At 41.4% G+C, this 15,006-nt stretch carries 19 protein-coding genes; 9 read left to right on the plus strand and 10 right to left on the minus strand.

Annotated elements, in window-relative coordinates; translation table 11 throughout:
* Positions 1-68 precede the first annotated feature (68 nt).
* Positions 69-290: a hypothetical protein gene (locus OSCIL6407_RS38605; protein ID WP_456077492.1), complete on the plus strand. Its 222-nt coding sequence runs from the start codon at positions 69-71 to the stop codon at positions 288-290.
* Here OSCIL6407_RS38605 and OSCIL6407_RS0122365 read toward each other — a convergent pair.
* Entirely contained in the window at positions 260-1,573 is a 1,314-nt protein-coding gene (locus OSCIL6407_RS0122365) for an NAD(P)/FAD-dependent oxidoreductase (RefSeq protein WP_007354852.1), read from the minus strand. The two genes, OSCIL6407_RS38605 and OSCIL6407_RS0122365, sit on opposite strands and share 31 nt — an antisense overlap.
* Positions 1,574-1,991: 418 nt before the next feature.
* Here OSCIL6407_RS0122365 and OSCIL6407_RS0122370 point away from each other — a divergent pair, with 418 nt between their 5' ends.
* The 4 genes from OSCIL6407_RS0122370 to OSCIL6407_RS0122385 all read left to right on the plus strand — a co-directional run bounded on the left by OSCIL6407_RS0122370 (position 1,992) and on the right by OSCIL6407_RS0122385 (position 5,398).
* Positions 1,992-2,696 carry an MBL fold metallo-hydrolase gene (locus tag OSCIL6407_RS0122370; protein WP_007354851.1) on the plus strand — a complete coding sequence of 235 codons (705 nt, stop codon included), beginning with the start codon at positions 1,992-1,994 and terminating at the stop codon, positions 2,694-2,696.
* An 11-nt stretch (positions 2,697-2,707) separates the two neighbouring features.
* Positions 2,708-3,136 (plus strand): YeeE/YedE family protein, encoded by a 429-nt coding sequence (locus OSCIL6407_RS0122375; RefSeq protein WP_007354850.1) that lies wholly within the window; start codon positions 2,708-2,710, stop codon positions 3,134-3,136.
* Positions 3,133-3,546 (plus strand): DUF6691 family protein, encoded by a 414-nt coding sequence (locus tag OSCIL6407_RS0122380; RefSeq protein WP_007354849.1) that lies wholly within the window; start codon positions 3,133-3,135, stop codon positions 3,544-3,546. The genes OSCIL6407_RS0122375 and OSCIL6407_RS0122380 overlap by 4 nt, the downstream gene beginning before the upstream one ends.
* Before the next feature lie 82 nt (positions 3,547-3,628).
* A complete protein-coding gene (locus OSCIL6407_RS0122385; RefSeq protein WP_007354848.1) occupies positions 3,629-5,398 on the plus strand; it encodes a SulP family inorganic anion transporter in 1,770 nt (589 codons plus the stop codon).
* Between the two features lie 230 nt (positions 5,399-5,628).
* Here OSCIL6407_RS0122385 and OSCIL6407_RS0122390 read toward each other — a convergent pair whose 3' ends face one another.
* From OSCIL6407_RS0122390 to OSCIL6407_RS0122420, 7 genes are all read right to left on the minus strand, one after another.
* Positions 5,629-5,832, minus strand: coding sequence for a DUF6887 family protein (locus OSCIL6407_RS0122390; protein ID WP_007354847.1), 204 nt, complete (start codon positions 5,830-5,832; stop codon positions 5,629-5,631).
* Positions 5,833-5,836: 4 nt separating this feature from the next.
* Positions 5,837-6,052: a DUF6888 family protein gene (locus tag OSCIL6407_RS0122395; RefSeq protein WP_007354846.1), complete on the minus strand. Its 216-nt coding sequence runs from the start codon at positions 6,050-6,052 to the stop codon at positions 5,837-5,839.
* A 238-nt stretch (positions 6,053-6,290) separates the two neighbouring features.
* Positions 6,291-6,707 (minus strand): Imm1 family immunity protein, encoded by a 417-nt coding sequence (locus OSCIL6407_RS0122400; protein WP_007354845.1) that lies wholly within the window; start codon positions 6,705-6,707, stop codon positions 6,291-6,293.
* Positions 6,707-7,126, minus strand: coding sequence for a deaminase (locus tag OSCIL6407_RS0122405; protein WP_007354844.1), 420 nt, complete (start codon positions 7,124-7,126; stop codon positions 6,707-6,709). Before OSCIL6407_RS0122405 ends, OSCIL6407_RS0122400 begins: the two co-directional genes overlap by 1 nt.
* Positions 7,127-7,198: 72 nt before the next feature.
* Entirely contained in the window at positions 7,199-7,837 is a 639-nt protein-coding gene (locus tag OSCIL6407_RS0122410; RefSeq protein ID WP_007354843.1) for a hypothetical protein, read from the minus strand.
* Between the two features lie 49 nt (positions 7,838-7,886).
* Positions 7,887-8,969 carry an adenylate/guanylate cyclase domain-containing protein gene (locus tag OSCIL6407_RS0122415; protein ID WP_007354842.1) on the minus strand — a complete coding sequence of 361 codons (1,083 nt, stop codon included), beginning with the start codon at positions 8,967-8,969 and terminating at the stop codon, positions 7,887-7,889.
* A gap of 84 nt (positions 8,970-9,053) precedes the next feature.
* A complete protein-coding gene (locus tag OSCIL6407_RS0122420; RefSeq protein ID WP_007354841.1) occupies positions 9,054-10,301 on the minus strand; it encodes a GTP cyclohydrolase II in 1,248 nt (415 codons plus the stop codon).
* Between the two features lie 748 nt (positions 10,302-11,049).
* Here OSCIL6407_RS0122420 and OSCIL6407_RS0122425 point away from each other — a divergent pair.
* The gene (locus OSCIL6407_RS0122425) at positions 11,050-11,361 is read left to right on the plus strand and encodes a WGxxGxxG family protein (RefSeq protein ID WP_007354840.1); all 312 of its coding nucleotides are present in this window, start codon (positions 11,050-11,052) and stop codon (positions 11,359-11,361) included.
* 106 nt (positions 11,362-11,467) lie between these two features.
* Here the strand turns inward: OSCIL6407_RS0122425 and OSCIL6407_RS0122430 are convergent, their stop codons facing one another.
* Positions 11,468-11,689, minus strand: a complete 222-nt coding sequence (locus OSCIL6407_RS0122430) for an AAA family ATPase (RefSeq protein ID WP_007354839.1) — start codon at positions 11,687-11,689, stop codon at positions 11,468-11,470.
* Between the two features lie 163 nt (positions 11,690-11,852).
* Here OSCIL6407_RS0122430 and OSCIL6407_RS0122435 point away from each other — a divergent pair, with 163 nt between their 5' ends.
* Positions 11,853-12,617, plus strand: coding sequence for a DUF561 domain-containing protein (locus OSCIL6407_RS0122435; RefSeq protein ID WP_007354838.1), 765 nt, complete (start codon positions 11,853-11,855; stop codon positions 12,615-12,617).
* Between the two features lie 65 nt (positions 12,618-12,682).
* On the opposite strand, the gene OSCIL6407_RS0122440 is transcribed toward OSCIL6407_RS0122435, so the two are convergent.
* A complete protein-coding gene (locus OSCIL6407_RS0122440) occupies positions 12,683-13,312 on the minus strand; it encodes a hypothetical protein (protein WP_456077493.1) in 630 nt (209 codons plus the stop codon).
* A gap of 69 nt (positions 13,313-13,381) precedes the next feature.
* On the opposite strand from OSCIL6407_RS0122440, the gene OSCIL6407_RS0122445 reads away from it, so the two are divergent.
* Entirely contained in the window at positions 13,382-14,038 is a 657-nt protein-coding gene (locus OSCIL6407_RS0122445; RefSeq protein ID WP_007354836.1) for a DUF2301 domain-containing membrane protein, read from the plus strand.
* A 242-nt stretch (positions 14,039-14,280) separates the two neighbouring features.
* Positions 14,281-14,961, plus strand: coding sequence for a YdcF family protein (locus OSCIL6407_RS0122450; RefSeq protein WP_007354835.1), 681 nt, complete (start codon positions 14,281-14,283; stop codon positions 14,959-14,961).
* Positions 14,962-15,006: the final 45 nt, after the last annotated feature.

Raw genomic sequence — 15,006 nt, forward strand, 5'->3', positions numbered from 1 at the left:
CTAAACCCCTGCGTTGGCGAAGCCTGCGCGTAGCGCTTATGCTTCACTTCACTATCGTTCCGTTCGCAATGACATGGTTGCGTTTATTTATGTCCAACTACTTAGTAGCAGCAGGCAGCAGGCAGGAGGCAGGAGGAAAATGCAATCAAAGAAAGGGTTTGGGCGATCGAGAATGTCCTAACCGTTGTGGCGGTTGCTATAGTAGCAAAGAGATCGACCATCTCACCCAAAGAAACCCGGTTTCTTTGGGTAATTCCTGTTACTTTTTCCACTGGATAAACTTAATGTAATCTCCTTCAAACTGCTCTCCTTTCAACATCCGATTCCAATAAATCCAAGGCAAAGCGAAAGTTTTCATTTGCCACATAATCCAACGCTCTTTTATCGGATTGAGGGGAAAACTAGAAAGCAGTGTACCGCTATAACCATCAAATTCAGCCATGATGGTCTTGCCATAGCCAGTGATTAAAGGACAGCAAGTATAGCCGTCATACTTATGTAATAATGGTTTGGATTCTATGAAATTTAGCAAGTTTTTAGCGACAATTACGGCTTGTTTGCGTGCTGCTGCTGCCGTCTTAGAAGTTGGCAGCGAAGAAGCATCTCCTAAGCTAAATACGTTGGGATACCGATTGTGCTGGAGGGTATATTTATCTACATCTACCCAGCCATAGGAATTACCCGGAACGGCTAAAGGACTTTGTTTAATAAAGTCAGGAGCGCTTTGGGGCGGTGCGACGTGAATCATTTCGTACTTGTGGGTGACACAATCGACAACATCACCATTTTCATCAAAAATATCAAAAATAGCCTCTTTGTTTTCAGCTTTAATTTCCTTCAAATTGTGCCGGAACTTAACATCAATTTGTCGTTCTTGGACAACGTTATCTAATATTGCCGAATATTCTGGTACTGAAAATAGTTTAGTTAATGGCGTAAGAAACATCACGTTAGTGCGCTGACGGACTGCTAATTTGCGGAATATATCATCGGCCATGTACATGACTTTTTGCGGAGCACCACCACATTTAATCGGAGTATTGGGAAAGGTAAAGAGAGCGTTTCCCCCTCGAAAATTTTTGATGAGTTCCCAGGTATAAGGTGCGTAATTAGGAGCATAATTGCTAGTAACACCATCTTTTCCGATCGCTTCTTTTAGCCCTTTAATTAAATGCCAGTCCAATTGAATGCCGGGACAAACAATTAAGTAATCGTACTCAATCAGGATGCCTTCTTGCGTGAGAACCGCATTATTTTCTGGGTCTAATTTAACTACTCGATCTGCGAGCCAAGTCGCTTGTCGAGGAATAAAATCTTTTTTATCCCTCACTGTATCTTCAATTTGAAATACTCCTCCGCCTGTCATTGTCCAACCGGGTTGATAATACTGCTTGTGCGATGGATCGATAATGGCAACATCTAGAGATTTGTTTTTTTTCAATAACATAGAAGCGGTGGTAAGTCCGGCAGATCCACCTCCAATGAAAACGATTTGGTGGTGCAGTTTTTTAGTCATGGCGGGGGTTGCGGACAAAGCTGGAGTCTGGGATTGTTGGGATGTTGAGGTAATCATAAGTAGTTTTTTCTTTGAAAATAGGTTGACCGATCGCTTCGTTAGTCGATCGGGTTCTAGCAGGTTAAGCAGGACATACGCACGCGAGGCCAAAAACCGGGTTTCTGCGTCAATATCTCTCGAAAAAAGCGATGATTTTTCAAAGAAACCGGGTTTTTTGCGTAAGTCCTGTTGAGTAAATCTACTTACCCCCGCCGCTAACTTTTTTGTTGCTATTGTCAAATTGTACAACTTAGTTTACTATATAGCAATATAGGCAATTATAAATATGCGCTCGTCGCGTGGCATATTTGAAAGCTAAGGAGACAGCGCCTTCTTTCCAAGTCCTAATCGTAGTTCTCAGGCTAAGTCTGGGGACTAGATCGCGATCGCCCGACATTCCCTCAAACAGGTAAAAACTTTACAAGGAGTCACAGAAATGTTATTTCGCCAAATGTACGACAACGAAACCAGCACTTATACTTATTTAATTGCTGATGAAAATACCAAAGAAGCAGCTTTAGTCGATCCGGTAATCGAGCAAGTCGAACGCGATTTAAAGTTAATTCAAGAATTAGGATTAACTTTGCGCTATTGCTTGGAAACTCACATTCACGCCGATCACATTACGGGAACGGGTAAGTTGCGAGAAATCACGGGTTGTGATGGTATAGTGCCAGAAAATGCCCAAGCTGTTTGTGCTAACCGCTTTATTAAAGACGGGGAAGTTTTAAAGCTAGGCGAGGTTGAAATTAAAACGATCGCCACTTTAGGACATACCGACAGCCATAACTCTTACCTAGTCAATCAAGACAGAGTGCTGACTGGAGATTCGCTGTTAATTCGTGGTTGCGGGCGGACTGATTTTCAAAGCGGGAATCCGGGTTTGATGTACGACCACGTTACGCAAAAATTATTTACTCTCCCAGATGAAACCTTAGTTTATCCCGGTCACGATTACAGAGGAAATCAGGTTTCTACAATTGGGGAAGAAAAGCTATATAATCCCCGGTTTGTTGGGAAAATTAAGGCGGCTTTTATCGAACAAATGAATAACTTAAATTTGCCCAATCCGAAGAAAATTGCTGAAGCAGTGCCAGCTAATCAACAATGTGGAAAGACACCTGTAATGGCAGAAGTTTGAGGACTTAGAAAGTGGAAAGTTTGAACGGGTTTATTGCTTTAATTGGTGGCATTTTAATTGGGTTAAGTGCCACCCTATTACTAGCATTTAATGGTCGAATTGCTGGTATTAGCGGGATTGTCAATGGTGCGATCGCCTTTTCTAAACAGGAAGTCTGGCGGTGGATATTCATTGTGGGTATGTTGCTGGGCGGCGTGATTTACGAATATGGACTCGCACCTCAACCAACTCCCACCCCTGCACTTACTCCTTGGGCAATGACGATCGGCGGTTTTCTGGTTGGTTTTGGTACCAGAATGGGCGGCGGTTGCACGAGTGGTCATGGAGTCTGTGGATTAGGTCGATTGTCAATGCGATCGCTAGTGGCAGTTCTGACCTTTATGATTACTGCCATCCTCACAGTTTTTGTAGTCCGTCACGTATTGCAGTTGAGTATATGAAAGAGCAGCTAATCGCGTTATTGTCAGGAGTATTATTTGGTCTGGGACTAGGGCTTTCGCAGATGATCGATCGCGATCGCGTACTAGGATTTTTGGATGTCGCTGGTGCTTGGGATTCAACCTTATTATTTGTGTTGGGTGGCGCAGTCACGGTGACAGTAATTGCCTTCCAATTTGTGCTGCGTCGCCCTCAGCCAATATTTGCCGATCAATTTCATTTACCAACAAAGAAAGACCTCGACAAATCTTTAGTTATTGGGGCTGCTATTTTCGGTGTCGGTTGGGGAATTTGTGGATACTGTCCAGGGCCAGGTATTACTGCTTTAGTGTTGGGTAATTGGAATCCTATTTTGTTTTTGGTGGCGTTCATTGCAGGTTCGCTGACCTATAAAAACTTATCTGAAAAGTAATTTTTATAGGAGTGTAACCACTGGATAATATGGTTCATGCTAGTCCAGAAACATTAACTAATTCATAGTTTAATTACCTAAAATGTTTAATCAAAAAACAATGGTTGGGCAATTGCAACAGCAGAAATGGCTGCATCAATGGAGTCACTTTTTTCCGATTTTAGATTGGGGTTTACACTATCAACCGGAGTATTTGGTAGGCGATATTACTGCCGGGATTGTTGTTGGCACTGTGCTAATTCCCCAAGCGATGGCCTATGCTTTATTAGCAGGTCTACCTCCTCAAATTGGGCTATATGCTAGTATTTTGCCGCTATTAGTTTATGCCTTTCTTGGTACCAGTCGTCTGATTTCGGTTGCGCCCGTAGCATTGGATTCGCTGATGGTTGGGGCGGCAATTGTCCCCCTAGCTGCTGAGAATACACCCCAATATTTAGGATTGGCATTATTGCTGGCATTAATGATTGGTGCGATCGACATTTTTATGGGGGTTTTTCGGTTAGGATTCTTGGTAAATTTTCTCAGTCAAGCAGTGATTTCTGGCTTTATTAGTGCGGCGGCAATTGTAATTAGTTTTAGTCAGGTTAAACATTTACTAGGATTAAAAATTCCCCAAACTGAATCTTTTATTCAGTTACTAACTTATCTAGCCAAAGGAATTAGTGCAATTAATTGGTTTACTCTATCCTTGGGTTTAATCAGCATTTTCCTATTGGTCTATTTCCCAAAATGGTTGGGAAAACAACTCAAGAAACGCGGATTTCAAGAGTTAACAATTATGCCACTTACTAAAAGTGCGCCTCTCCTGCTGGTAATTAGTAGTTCGTTGCTTGTTTGGTGCTTTCATCTGGATAAAATTGCGGGGATAAAAGTTGTGGGTGATATCCCCAAAGGTTTACCTGCTTTCACTTTTCCGGTGCTGGATGGCAATACAATTACTACATTATTCCCTGCGGCTTTGGCGATTAGTTTTGTAGGTTTCATGGAAGCCTATTCAGTGGGTAAGTTTTTGGCTAGTAAGAGAAGACAAAAAGTTGAGGCTAACCAGGAATTTATAGCTTTAGGGGCCGCAAATATTAGTGCAGCTTTGACGGGTGGTTATCCAGTTGCCGGCGGAGTAAGTCGATCGGGTGTGAACTTTTCTGCTAATGCTAATACTCCTTTAGCATCAATGATTACGGCATTAATTGTGGCGCTTACTGTCATGTTTTTAACGCCGTTATTTTACTTTTTGCCACAAGCTTGTTTAGCGGCAATTATTGTGATGGCTGTTAGTAGTCTTTTCGACATTGCCACGCTGAAACGCTTGTGGGTGTATAACAAAGCTGATGCGATCGCGTGGATTTCTGCATTTCTGGCCGTCTTATTCACCAGTGTGGAAAAAGGTATTTTGTTCGGTGCTGCGGTATCAATTCTATTACATCTATGGCGCACTAGCAAACCGCATATCGCGGTTGTTGGTAGAGTTGGAAACAGCGAACATTTTCGCAATGTGCTGCGCCATGAAGTTAAAACTTGTCCTCATGTCTTGGCGGTTCGGGTTGATGCTAGTCTTTACTTTGTCAATACTAAATATTTGGAGGATTACTTGCTGAAAGCAGTGAGCGATCGGCTAGAGGTAAAATATTTATTACTGGTATGTAGTGCCGTAAATTCTATTGATGGTAGTGCTTTGGAAACGCTCAAAAGTTTGATTCTTGACTTAAATAATCGGGGAATTGAATTTTATATGTCTGAAGTCAAGGGGCCGGTGATGGATGGATTGTTAAAGGTTGGGTTTGTCGAAGAGTTAGGGAAAGACCATGTTTTTTTAACTACTGACCAAGCAATGCAAGCTTTGGAATGTGTATAATATAGGGCTTACGCACGTTCGGTTAAAAACTCGGTTTCTGGCCCCGCGTATAATCAAAGAAACCGGGTTTTTTACGATTCATATCGACTGTAACGAAGTCTGTCGCAAAAACCCGGTTTCTGGCCACCACGTAGAATCAAAGAAACCGGGTTTTCCCCAAATCTTTGCACTGTAACGAAGTCTGTCGCAAAAACGCGGTTTCTGGCCACTTTCGATCGCCCTCTCTATATTTAATTATCAGCAGTTTTATTTCGGGTTTTCTCATCCACTATCCGCTTGAATAATTCAAATTGTTCTTGTTCTTCCTCCTTGTTCTTTGGCGGGTGGAACATAATCACTTCTGCGTCGGGACTACGGCGATTTACCAAAGCATCTAAAGCTTTTAAATCATCCCGATGTACCCGCACGTAATCTCTCAATTCTTTTCGAGTCATTTGTTCAAATTGTGGTTTCATCGATCAACTCCCAATTTCCATCTCGATATACTATGATTTCTAAATTGTCAGATGTCAAAATGTAGACATATCCCTTTTGTTCGCTAAAACTAAATAGCTGGATGTCCCGGTAGTAGTTGGACAACATCTGACAGACTCGTAGGCAAGTTTGGGCTTGTTTGTCGGTTGGGTGAATAGCGCTATCCTCCAATTGTGGCATAAGTTATGATAGGATGGACTCGGTGTTATTGCCTACCCCATTGCGATCGTGGATGAAACTCGCGCCCAAGCTTATATTACTTATAGGTATGTAGTTGCGCTGTCTTCTAGGACTTTGGCACCCAACCAAAGAAACCGGGTTTTTTGACGAAAATACTTCGCCCGAACCCACATATTCTCTCAAAAACCCGGTTTCTAGGGCCATGAGCGTAAGTCTTGTCTTCGTTAACGCAACTACATCAGATCGAGACTAATGATTTCTCTTCTTCCCAAGAAAGCGAACGCTCTAGTTCCCCTGATTCTGCAAAGGTTTTAGCCGCTAACAAAGCTACTTGTAATTCAATGCACATTTGCGTGGAATAATTGCCTTCTTGTCCCCCCACAACTAACTTTTCTATAGCCTGGCTTTTTGATAAATCAACTAAGTTTTGAAAGCTGATGTTGTCAAAAGTTGCATTGACGATATATTTGCCAGAAAAACCACCTCCAATGCTCATGTAAGTGTCATCATCGCTCCCCAAGGTAACTAAAGTTTTGGTTTTTCCATCTAATTCAAGTATGGCTTCTTCTATTTGTTGCCAAGTGGGATTGTCAATTAGGCAACCTTGATTTCGGTTGCCTATCCAATTTTCTACAGATAGATTTAACACGATCATTATTGACTCCTTCTTTTTGGTGGTTGGGGGATTATAACTTTGCTGCCACTGGGAGTAATTATTTCTAATTCTTCTATGCCTAACTGCCAAGCCATAGAATTTACTCCTCCTCTTATACCACAAGCAGCGCAAAGATCGCGATCGACAATCAAGCGGGCTTTTCCACCTCTAATTCCTGCATCATCAGCTTGTTGAAAAGCATCCGCTTCGGCGTGGGTTTTGGTGATCGGATTGACAGAAAAAGTAATTTTTCGACGAGTGGGGTTACTACCGGAGTTGATACCGAAGAAAGTTTGACCACCTATTTCTAGTTTAGCAATGGTTGATTTATCTATTTCACTGCCAGCCGGTGGAAGCTCGATCTGCTGTCTGTATTGAGATAGTTCATCAAAAATATTTTGTTTTTTTTCTTGAGTCATTATATTGTTTAATAATCCTATTATATTATTATCAAATTGTCAAACTAATCGCGAGCTCTTGAATCAAGGCGATTACCCATTTGCATACAAATCAATAATTCGCTTAATCACTCGCACTACATCATATAGTTCATTCTGTTCTGGGTTAACCAGGGTAAATTTTTTTGATGTTGCATACTGATGTAATTGGCTATCGAACTTGACAAATATATAATCTTCACCATTCATTATCATCCCAAAAGTAGGCTTCTCAGGGTGAGGATTTGCCATCATGTAAGCCAAGGTTTGCGGTAGTGCTTGTAAAACACTAAAACTATATTGTTTAGCTTCTATTAACACGACCCATAATAAGTTTTTGATAACCAAGGTATCAATAAAGCCTTCTAATACGGTATCTCCGTTTTCAATCTCTATTTTGACAAACTTCTCCCCTCGAATTTTAAATGGTGGATCGCAAAATCCCAATAGTTCTAAAAGAGGAGATAAGGTAATAATGTTAACGGTAGCTTCGAGAATAAAGCCGTCTGCTGCATAATAAAGATAGCGGTTTTTTAAGCGGTCTAGTAAGTTTTTTTCAGCCTCTGTCAGTTCAGGTAAATCATCCAGCCATTCGGTGAAAAATTGAGGATCGTTTGCCAGAATGATGTTGAATTGTTCTTGAGCTTTGTTGAGGTTTGTAATGGCTTTTGTAATAGCAATTGTTTGAGGCATAATCGAAGCGAGCTCTATGACAAGTTTATATTAATCTTAGCACAAGCTTTTAATCAACTAGACACCGATAAACTTCATTCTCCTTAAAAAAATCAAAATGACTGTAATCCATAATATTATCTAAAATTACATTCTTATCAATTTTTATTAATTTATATTCCCACTTAGAACCGCTAACTTCCCGTTTGATCTGTTCTGAAGCTACCACAGAATTTTTATCCGTACCCGGACAAACTATGCCACTAACTTTTTCTAGTCTCGCCGCAGTATTAATATCTTTTCCATAGGTGCAAGACCTAAAAATATATAAATTACCTTTAGCAATTCCAATCGATAAACCACAAGGTATTTGATGAGTTTGAATAAAAAGTTTCCAGTTTTCACATAGGTTTTCCATTGCTGCTAAAGCTGAGTGAGCTTCGGGAAAAGTTAAAAGATGAGAATCGCCGACAACATTGCGAATTGTGCCGCCGTATTCTTCGCAGATTGTCTTTTCAAACATATCAAAATTCGTCAATAAATATTCTACATCTTGTATCGAATTTGATTCTTGATACGCGATAAATCCTCTCAAGTCGGCTTTAATAACTGCCTGGTTTTTAACAATTCTTGTCTTGTGTTCTTGATCTATTTTGTATACTTTTTCCGGTTCGCTCATTCCTTTTAAGGAAAACTCATTTACAAAAGATGTTTGCACTTCTGCTTTATTAAGTGCTAACCAAGCCGCTTGGGATAAATATATTTCATCGGGAGGCGTTACTGATTCTATTCTTGCTGTTAAATTAACTGTATTGCCAAAGATATCTTTATCCTGATGTAATACGTCTCCCAAGGTGATTGATACGCGAATTGCTAAACGGTCATCATCAGTTTTTCCTGACTGCTGTGCCCTCAATTCTTGCTGCATTTCTATGGCTGCTAATGCCGCTGATGTCACGCTGGGAAAAATAATCCAAAACGAATCTCCTTCACCTTTGATAATACTTCCTTCACTTTTAGCACTAATATCTGAAATGAAAATTTTATGTTCGTTTAATAAGCTACTTAAAGCCCCTTGAGATAAGGTTTTTACTCTAGCGGTATACCCGCAAATATCAGTTTTCATGATCACAGTAGAACGCAAATTAGCCATGATTTTTAGATCGCAAGCAAAAAGATACAATAATTATTGTAGAGGCGCAATTCTTAGCCCCTGATTAATTGCGCCTCTACAATGCTAATCTGCTAAACTCCGTCCTTTTGTTTCCGCCAGAGTTGTAGCATCGGGTACTTTGTCTGGTGTGTAGTAACCCGCAGCTTTCTTAGCAAGAATTTCTACCTGTGCATCTGCGGGAATCCAATCTTCAGGAATGGGGATGCGCTCAATTACCTCAATGCCAGAATTCTTAATTGCATTATATTTCATATCGCTCATGGATACTAAGCGGTCAATGCGGGTAATTCCCAACCAGTGCAGTACATCTGGCATCAATTCTTGAAATCGCATATCTTGAGTGCCAGCTACGCATTCAGTGCGAGTGAAATAGGCATCGGCACGATCGCCGCCTTCCTGCCGTTTCCGGGCATTATAAACTAAAAATTTCGTCACTTCTCCTAATGCTCTTCCTTCTTTGCGGAAGTAAACAATAACACCAGCACCTCCCTCTAAAGCAGTTTGAATGCAAACCTCAATTCCGTGTACTAAATAAGGCCGACAGGTGCAAATATCGGAACTAAAAACATCGGAACCGTTACACTCGTCGTGTACGCGGACGGCGAGTGGTTTGTTAGGGTCAGTAATATTAGCAATCTCTCCGACAATATAAACTGTAATCCCGCCAATTGGGGGTAAAAAAATGTGTAAATCCGGTCTGGTTACTAACTCAGGAAACATCCCTCCTGTTTGCTGAAAAAGTATCCGGCGCAAATGGCTTTCCTCAACCTTGAGCCGATGGGCAATTCCTGGGAGATACCAGACGGGATCTATGGCAACTTTAGTTACTACTAAGTTGCCACCTTCTTTGACTATTTTACCATCAATTTGCACTCGTCCTTTGGCGATAGCATCTTGCAGCTCTGGCATATTAATGTGAGCTTTAGTAATAGCAATTGAGGGGCGAATATCATAGCCTTGCTCGTAAAATGTGGCGTAAACTTCGCCTACCATTGCGCCAAAGGGATCGAGGCAGACAATTTTGTGGCGATCGCTCCAACTGGGATGGGGGCCGATGCGTTCGGCGGGCGAGGTATTGGTAAAATCGGGACGGTGATCGGCTTGGAGTGTACCAGATGCGATCGCTAGCGCCCGATAAACAGAGTAGGAACCGGAATGAGTACCGATTGCATTACGGTGAGTTGCCTTGCTGAGCGTGCCAATAACTGGGCCGCGCTTGAGGGGATCGCTTTCTCCCCAGTGAATCGGCATCGATTTTGCGCCTGCTTTGCCGGGATGGGAGGTTAAAACAATATGCTTGGGTTTAGGCACGGTTTCCTGCTTACTATAGATACTGTTGTTAGCTGGTAGGCTACTCGCGATTGAAAACAACCCTCCACCATACTAACAGCATTCTGCTTTTAGAAGTATCGGGGGTAGCCAAATTTACAACGCTCACTTCTATTTTAGCAAGTTTTTTGAATGCGATCTAGATAGATTTAAACTACTTACAGGGATAGACTTTGCTACAGATAATTTTAAAATTGAATTTGGCAAATAAATTTAGAAAATATTGGGAGAATGCTTGATAAAATTATGGTAATTGAGCAAGTAGTATAAAGACAAATAATTGATTCTCTAGAGTTTTTTTTCAAAAAGTAACCGCTCATAGGCACAGATAAAAATAGATCGGGGACTAGGGAAACAAGGGAAGAGAAAGAAAATAGAATAAAATTAAGGGTTTAAGCAACTGAGAAAATATTAATAGTCTGAGCAGTTCTATGATCTTCAAACTATTACCACCTTAGCATATTTTTGCAATCTATCTTAAGTAAGAAAAACACAGATAAAATCTTACATCGAGCGAGAACTTAATTTTTTTATAACTAAAATTGGAGTCAGTTAACAGCGAACACTGCCAGAATTTGCCGATTAAAATTGCCTAAGATTGGGATTTTATCTCCCTACAGTGAGAGTTTACACTCAACTCATTTACTGCTCTAGAGAGATTCTACTTCTGTGGGGAATCGGTATTGTTGTAAAGAGTGCAAGATTGTTCAACGAGAGCGGAGTTTGAATTATGAAAAGTTCTGATTTATCTAAGGTAATTGGTGCGAGTGTGATGGCAGCGGGTTTAGTGATTCTACCTGCTACTCTTCCCGCTTCAGCTCAGACTAATACTTCTCCAAATACTGACAACACTACCACCACTACAACCCCCCCTCGAGCGGATGTTTATGATGCCGATATCGATAATGACTTTGACTGGGGTTGGTTAGGTTTGTTAGGTTTGACTGGTTTGTTGGGTTTGATTCCCCGCAAACGAGAAGAAACAGTGCATTATAACAGTACCACTAGCGATCGCGACCCCGTTCGCACTGACTACCGCTAAGGCTCAAGTCAGAGGTTAAGTTAACCCGTTAGAGTATGAATAGAAATCGTGAGACCCCCACCGTTGGGGGTTTTTTGTTGTCAGAATTAGGGAAGCGATCGCGCAGTCAAGTAATCAAATCCCCCTCACAAAGAGTCAGACCACTTAATTCTGAAATTTTGGATTGTAACTGACCTTTGGCCGATTCTGCTAGAAGTGAGAATATTTCTAAAAAAGAAGTTTTCCCAACGCCGTTAGCACCAATCATCACTGTCAGAGGCCGCATTTCCACCTCCGCCGAAAACAAGCGGCGGAACCCCTCAATGGTTATAGACTTAAATGTGTTCATATCTTTAGTCCTTTACCTTGTAAAATCCTAATATGCACAGTTTTATTCCCTCTGAACGATTCTGCCTCTATCTTATATATCTACAAATTTTCCCAACCTAAGTGCTTCAGTTCCTAGTTCGTGTCACAATGATCCTGAGAAATTTTTGGATTTGAAAACCAACATGACCGTACATCCTAAATTGCAACGTGCTTTCGAGCAAGGCAGAGCACTTAAAATTATCAGTGGTTTGAACAATTTTGATGTCGATCGAGTCGCAGCTACCGTTAAAGCAGCGGATCTGGGCGGCGCAAGCTTTATCGATATTGCCGCCGATGTCAACTTAGTGCAAATGGCTCGTAAATTGACAAATCTGCCGATTTGCGTATCTGCTGTAGAACCTGAGAAATTTGTCGCCGCAGTTGCTGCGGGTGCTAATTTGATTGAAATCGGTAACTTTGACAGTTTCTACGCTCAAGGTCGCCGTTTTGAAGCTGAGGAAGTGTTAGCGTTAACTCGCGAGACGCGATCGCTCCTTCCCCACATTACCCTCTCTGTCACCGTCCCGCACATCTTGGAACTCGATCGCCAAGTACAATTAGCTCTAGACTTGGTAAAAGCTGGTGCTGACATCATTCAGACAGAAGGCGGAACCAGCGCCAAACCAGTACATCCTGGGGTTTTGGGACTGATGGAAAAAGCTAGCCCAACCTTAGCCGCCGCCTACGAAATCTCTCGCGCCGTTTCAGTACCAGTGCTTTGCGCTTCCGGGATCTCCAGCGTCACTGCACCTCTGGCAATCGCCGCCGGTGCCTCTGGCGTTGGCGTAGGTAGTGCTATCAACCAACTCAACAGCGAAATTGCAATGGTGGCCGCTGTTCGCAGTTTGGTGGAAGCAATGGCTACGGTGTCGCGATCGCCTATCTCTGCTGTGACTTACACTCCTTAATAATCATGGGGTGCGATCGCACCCCATAAAAATTAAAAATTAACAGTTAACAATTAACATTTTTATTAATCATAATTAAAAAACCAAATCGCGTAATCATCCAATAAATCCCTGTTGGGCGAATCTTCCTCAGTCGCCTCCAAATCAGCGACAGGCAATGTGAAATTTTTGCCATCAGAGACACGCTGCACCTCTACAAGAATACCCACTTCCTCCGAAATCAAATCCTCGAAACGCAGGAGTTTGAATACATCACTATAAGAGGGTCGAATCTTTTTCAGCTTTTCATACTCTTTTTTATTACCACGACCAAAAACAAATTCCTCCTCCCAAACAAATTCTTCTTGCCCCGTAAGGTTGCAAGGCATCTTAATATTTTTCTTCAAAAATTCCAAATACTTTTTTAAAGTTTTCTCACTAACATCAATATTTTTTACATTGAGAATCTTTTGAATTTTATGCTCAAATTCATCGAGGTCAAAGTTGTTTTCTTCTAGATCGTCATCCTCGCCTTCCAGATCGAAAAAGTGAACGTTAGGCAAACTCTCAAATATATTTTTTAGGCTTCTCTCTATGTTTTGCTTTCTTCCTGCTACAATAGTCTCATCAAGCTGAATCGGCTGGAGCTGTGGGCTAGCTGCTGCGGATTTGGTTTTATTTGGTCGATCGTCAAATTTAGACATGACTTTAGCCACTAATGCAGGTTTATTAGTAAAGTATATCTTGGCAGTAGTACCTTAGTGGTTGAGAAATAGGAGCAAGCTATGACGCAATTACTGAACTCATCTAAACCGGAAGTCTACCAAGGACACTTTGGGGAATTTACGATCGAGGAAAGCGATCGCACCGGAGTTATCATCTATCGCAGCGGCTTAATTGTCGCAGCCATCTGTTTTGCGATCGGCACTGTACTCGTACTTTGGCAAGGTGACAACCCAATTGTACAGCAAGCTTTAACGCCAATTTACGTATGTTTTTCTCTAGCATTAGGCGTTAGCTTAGCCACTATTCACATTTACATGATCCTGCTACACCGCCTTCTCCAACTATTTTGGGGGATCGGTGGTATCGCCGCACTTGTCCTCACCTTACAAAGCAGCGAACCCCTCGCTTTAGCAGTTTATAATCACCCTAGCTCGCTCTGGGGTATTGGCTTTACCTTCGCTGCCTTGGTGGGAATTTATTTCAAGGAAGCATTTTGTTTCAACCGTCTAGAAACCAAATTTTTAACACCTGTTGTTCCTTTTCTGATTTTAGGACATATCATGGGTTTTTTGTCAGTTAACAAGGAACAATTTTTGCTAGCATTATGGGCAGTTTTGTTTCTGATATTTGGGCTGAGAAAATTATTTCAACCCATCCCCCAAGACATCGGCGATAAAAGTGTTTTTGACTACTTACACTCGCAGAAATCAGGTTGATTGGTAATGGGTAATTGGTAATTGGGATACACAGATTTTACAGATTGCTCTGATTTCACAGACTAAACGATCGTGACTCTAACTAATCCGTGTAATCCGTGTAATCGGTAAAATCCGCGATCGTAACTGGTAATTGGTAATTACTTCTTTAAATCCGTTACATAATCTGTTGCCTGATTGGGAAAAAAGTAATTCACCTAAATGTGCTAATGTCTTGCCTGCGCTACAATTTCTTGAATTTAATGCAGAACCACAAATCAAAAAAAAGAATTAAAATTCAACTACTCCAGCGAAAAGAGGTATGGGTAATTACATGGCAAGGCTGGATAATTATCATTATCTCTTTAATAGCTTCCACGATATTAATAATCGGAAATATTTATCCATTCTTAGCAGTAAATGCGCCAGTAAAAGCTGATGTATTAGTAGTAGAAGGATGGTTGCCAGACTATGCAGTAGATAGCGCGATCGCAGAATTCAAAAAAGGGGGCTACAGTAAATTAATTACCACAGGTTTACCTGTAGGCAAAGGATACTATCTCGCTAAATATAAGAATTATGCCGAACTAACAGCCGCTTCTTGCATTGTACGAGGGCTGGATAAAGATAAACTGATAGCTGTGCCTGCACCCTATGTAATTAAATACCGAACTACCGCCTCCGCCATAGCACTAAAAGATTGGCTGGCAACTTCTGATTTAAAGGTAAAATCGATTAATATTTATACATTGGGAGCTCATGCCCGCAGGAGTTGGATGCTGTTTAAAGCTGTTCTGAGTCCTGAAGTAGAAGTAGGCGTAATCGCAGGCAAAGCGGAAGATTACGAGCCTCAGTTATGGTGGAATTCTAGCACAGGATTTCGGACAGTGATCAACGAAGTTATTGCTTATATTTACGCCAGTTTTAGGGGCTGGAAAGCTTAAAAGTTGTTAGTTGTTAGTTGTTAGTTGTTAGTTGTTTTGAGGGTA

The sequence above is a fragment of the Kamptonema formosum PCC 6407 genome (genome assembly GCF_000332155.1).
Classification (GTDB): Bacteria; Cyanobacteriota; Cyanobacteriia; order Cyanobacteriales; family Microcoleaceae; genus Kamptonema; species Kamptonema formosum.

Bases quoted from the DNA above. Each gene is read 5' to 3' on its own strand.
- OSCIL6407_RS38605 (WP_456077492.1), top strand. From the start codon at position 69: ATGACATGGTTGCGTTTATTTATGTCCAACTACTTAGTAGCAGCAGGC.
- OSCIL6407_RS0122365 (WP_007354852.1), bottom strand. From the start codon at position 1,573: ATGATTACCTCAACATCCCAACAATCCCAGACTCCAGCTTTGTCCGCA.
- OSCIL6407_RS0122370 (WP_007354851.1), top strand. From the start codon at position 1,992: ATGTTATTTCGCCAAATGTACGACAACGAAACCAGCACTTATACTTAT.
- OSCIL6407_RS0122380 (WP_007354849.1), top strand. From the start codon at position 3,133: ATGAAAGAGCAGCTAATCGCGTTATTGTCAGGAGTATTATTTGGTCTG.
- OSCIL6407_RS0122385 (WP_007354848.1), top strand. From the start codon at position 3,629: ATGTTTAATCAAAAAACAATGGTTGGGCAATTGCAACAGCAGAAATGG.
- OSCIL6407_RS0122390 (WP_007354847.1), bottom strand. From the start codon at position 5,832: ATGACTCGAAAAGAATTGAGAGATTACGTGCGGGTACATCGGGATGAT.
- OSCIL6407_RS0122395 (WP_007354846.1), bottom strand. From the start codon at position 6,052: ATGCCACAATTGGAGGATAGCGCTATTCACCCAACCGACAAACAAGCC.
- OSCIL6407_RS0122400 (WP_007354845.1), bottom strand. From the start codon at position 6,707: ATGATCGTGTTAAATCTATCTGTAGAAAATTGGATAGGCAACCGAAAT.
- OSCIL6407_RS0122405 (WP_007354844.1), bottom strand. From the start codon at position 7,126: ATGACTCAAGAAAAAAAACAAAATATTTTTGATGAACTATCTCAATAC.
- OSCIL6407_RS0122410 (WP_007354843.1), bottom strand. From the start codon at position 7,837: ATGCCTCAAACAATTGCTATTACAAAAGCCATTACAAACCTCAACAAA.
- OSCIL6407_RS0122415 (WP_007354842.1), bottom strand. From the start codon at position 8,969: ATGGCTAATTTGCGTTCTACTGTGATCATGAAAACTGATATTTGCGGG.
- OSCIL6407_RS0122425 (WP_007354840.1), top strand. From the start codon at position 11,050: ATGAAAAGTTCTGATTTATCTAAGGTAATTGGTGCGAGTGTGATGGCA.
- OSCIL6407_RS0122430 (WP_007354839.1), bottom strand. From the start codon at position 11,689: ATGAACACATTTAAGTCTATAACCATTGAGGGGTTCCGCCGCTTGTTT.
- OSCIL6407_RS0122435 (WP_007354838.1), top strand. From the start codon at position 11,853: ATGACCGTACATCCTAAATTGCAACGTGCTTTCGAGCAAGGCAGAGCA.
- OSCIL6407_RS0122445 (WP_007354836.1), top strand. From the start codon at position 13,382: ATGACGCAATTACTGAACTCATCTAAACCGGAAGTCTACCAAGGACAC.
- OSCIL6407_RS0122450 (WP_007354835.1), top strand. From the start codon at position 14,281: ATGCAGAACCACAAATCAAAAAAAAGAATTAAAATTCAACTACTCCAG.